The organism is Rhizobacter sp. P3_B12 (assembly GCF_056402895.1).
On record NZ_JBFUGN010000747.1, the window covers coordinates 1 to 3127 of the forward strand.

General features: G+C 68.2%; 1 protein-coding gene and 1 pseudogene. One reads left to right on the forward strand and one right to left on the reverse strand.

Going from position 1 to position 3127, the window contains the following annotated elements:
* Positions 1–348: 348 nt before the first annotated feature.
* The gene (locus AC1D01_RS27345) at positions 349–615 is read right to left on the reverse strand and encodes a DUF4148 domain-containing protein (RefSeq protein ID WP_477871992.1); all 267 of its coding nucleotides are present in this window, start codon (positions 613–615) and stop codon (positions 349–351) included.
* A 286-nt stretch (positions 616–901) separates the two neighbouring features.
* On the opposite strand from AC1D01_RS27345, the pseudogene AC1D01_RS27350 reads away from it, so the two are divergent.
* A pseudogene (locus tag AC1D01_RS27350) lies at positions 902–3127 on the forward strand (hypothetical protein); the annotation flags it as partial.

Here is a 3127-nt window from a genome sequence, read left to right on the forward strand (position 1 = left end):
GCCGTAGCTGGCCTGGCCGCCCGTCAGCGACGCCGACTGGCCGAAGCTGACGGTGCGCGCACCGGCGGCGCGCGAGGCCGCGAACGGCAGGAATGTCACGCCGGCGGCCCCGGAGGCGGCCAGCAACAGGTTTCTGCGCTTCATCTTCATCTCTCCCTGAGACCACGTCATGGCGACGTGATCGGGTTTCGACAAGGTGAAGCGGTGGCTGAAGCTGGCGTTGCCCGGCCTTACGTCCGTAGCACTTGGTTTCGTGCTGATCGGTGAAAGCGAGCTTGAAATTTCGCCGGGAGCTGACGTGAGCGCGTCTGGYCGGGGCGTGCGCGCCAGCCCGCGGGACCAGGCGGCTCAGCCGCCGCTGGCGACCGGCGCCTTCGGTTCGGCGCGCTTCGGGGCGCGTTCGGCGGTGCGGGTGTCGGATGCGGCCGGTGCGTCGTGGCGCATCGTGCCGGCGAACTCGCCACCCATCGGCAGTGTGCCTTGCGTGCGGGCCTCGATCAACTCGGCGCGGACTTGCGCGCGCGTCTTCGGCGCGGCGGCATCTTGCGCCATCGCGGCGGCGCTGCCCACGGCGAGCGCGACGGTGACGAAATACGTGAGGGCGGTGCGGTTCATGGTTCACTCCATCGGGTGGGTTCGACGGCGACCTGCTGTCGATGGGGTGGACTGTGGCGAGGCGTGGCCGCCGGCGGTATCGAGATGCGACGAAGCGGATGGATGCGTCGCGAAATGACGATGGCATGGCGCTAGTGGTGTGCTGATCGGCCATCGGATTCCTCGATGGCGGTATCTGTCATTTCGCGGCCCCTGCAGCTTTGTACACTCCACTTCGCAACAAAAAGTCAGCGAGACTGCGCACCGCTTGTGCAGCGGCGAGCTGACGGACGACAGGGAGGACTTCATGCAAGGCATTTCGCGGGCGCGTCGGTGCGCTGGTGCGCGGTTGGGTTTCAGGTGGATGGCGCTGCTGATCGCGCAGACCTGCATGCTGGTGGCCGCACCGGCGCAGGCGCTGGGGACCGATCGGTACCGGGCGAACTACGAAGCCATCGGCGCGTGGACGTCGTCGGTGTCGGCCGCGGTCGCTGACCTGATCGGGATCCTGGAGACGTCTGTCGCCGCCTCGAATTGCTCCACGGTTCAGCAGCCCGACGGATACACCCAGCGGAAGTGCAGCTACCTCGACCACGAGACCGACGGCGTGCACTTTCGCATGCTGCAGGTGGTCGACGTGGTTTACCGCGGCAATGTGACGCTGCACACCGAGACCATCCTGGGCGGCACCTACGAGAAGCGCACGGCACCGGTGGTTGATCGCATCCACGGCAAGCCCTGCAATTGCCGGGCTCGTGCGCCCATGGGCAACCCGATCGACCCGCTGACCGGTGCCAAGCTGCTGCGCGAGGACCTGGGCCTGCCGACCCTGGCGGGCCAGCCGTTGCTGGCGCTGTACAACACCACACCCCGCCTGCCGACCAATGATGCTAGCCTGAGCTTCACCGAACGCTCCGCCGCCTCGTTCGGGCCGCTGTGGTCGGGCTCACTGCACAAGCGGCTGGTGCCGCAAACCACTGATTGGGGCCAGGTGCTGGGCATGAGCGTCTCGCGCGGCGACGGCGAGTGGACGAGTTTCGCGCTGCAGTCGTCGGGAAGCTATCAGCCCGATGCCGATGTGCCCGACCGGTTGGTGGCAATCGCCGGCGGCTGGCGCTACCTCGACATGGCCGCGCGCGCAGAGGAGACCTACGACACCCAGGGCCGCCTGCTAAACGTGGCCTGGCTCGACGGCCGCCGCCTGAGCTACACCTACAGCGATGCCGACACACCGGCGAGCGTGGCCCCGCAGAGCGGCCTGCTGATCGCGGTGACGGACCAGAACGGGCGCAGTGCGCAGTTCGTCTACGAGCAGCCTGCTGGTGTGAGCGAACCGCGCATCCGCCAGATCACGAGCGGCACCGACAACACCTTCATCGCCTATGACAGCACAGGCAACCTGAGCACTCTCACGCTGCCGGACGGCAAGACGCGGAAGTACCTGTACGAGCGCAGCGACCTGCCGTGGGCGGTGACGGGTGTCGTCGACGAGAACAACACGCGTCTCGCGACGTACGGCTACGACAGCGAGGGCCGCGCGATCGAGACGCAGTGGGCGGGCGGCGCGCAGCGGTATGTGTCGAGCTACGACACCGCACCGGGGTGGACGATCACCGAGACCTTCGACACGTCGGCCAACATCATCTGGCACGACCACTATTGGGTGGCCCCGACCGGCCTGCGCGTGACCGGCCCCGAGGGCGCGGTCAGCGAGATCACCACCACGCAGATCAACGGCAAGGTCTACCTGACCGGGCGCAGCCAGCCGGCCGGCGCGGGCTGCTCGGCCAGCACCAGCAGCCAGGACTTCGATGCGGGCGGCAACCTGAGCCGGCGCGACGATTTCAACGGCACGAGAAGCTGCTTCTCGAATGACCTGCAGCGCGGCCTGGTACTCGCGACGGTGGAAGGCCTGGCGCAAAGCCAGAGCTGCGCCGCGGTGACGCAGCCTGGAGCAAGCCTGCCGGCGCTGAGCCGCCTGACGAGCACCGAGTGGCACCCGGACTGGCCGCTGCCCACGCGCACCGCCGAGCCGAAGCTGCTGACCACGAACGTCTACAACGGCCAGCCGGATCCGTTCAACGGCAATGCGCCCGCGAGTTGCGCACCGTCGACGGCAGCGCTGCCCGATGGCAAGGCGCTGCCGCTGCTGTGCCTGCAGCGGCAGCAGGCCACGCTGGACACCGACGGCAGCAAGCGCTTCGACCTGGCCGGCAAACCACAGGTGCCGGGCGACGCGAACGGCGTGGACCCGAGCTACGCAAGCGTGAGCCTGCTGCTGCACCTGGATGGCAGCGGCAACGCGGCGGGGCTGGTCGACAGCTCGGTCAATGGCTACCCGGTCAGCGCCTTCGGCAATGCGGCGGTCAATGCGGGTGCTTCGCGCTACGGCAGCGGTGGCCTCAGCCTGGACGGCAGCTATGGCAGCTATGTGACAGCCCCGAGCGCGGCGCTGGATGTCGGCGGCAACGACTTCACGGTGGAAGCCTGGGTGCGGCTGAACGCCTACGGCAACTTCGCGACGCTGCTGAGC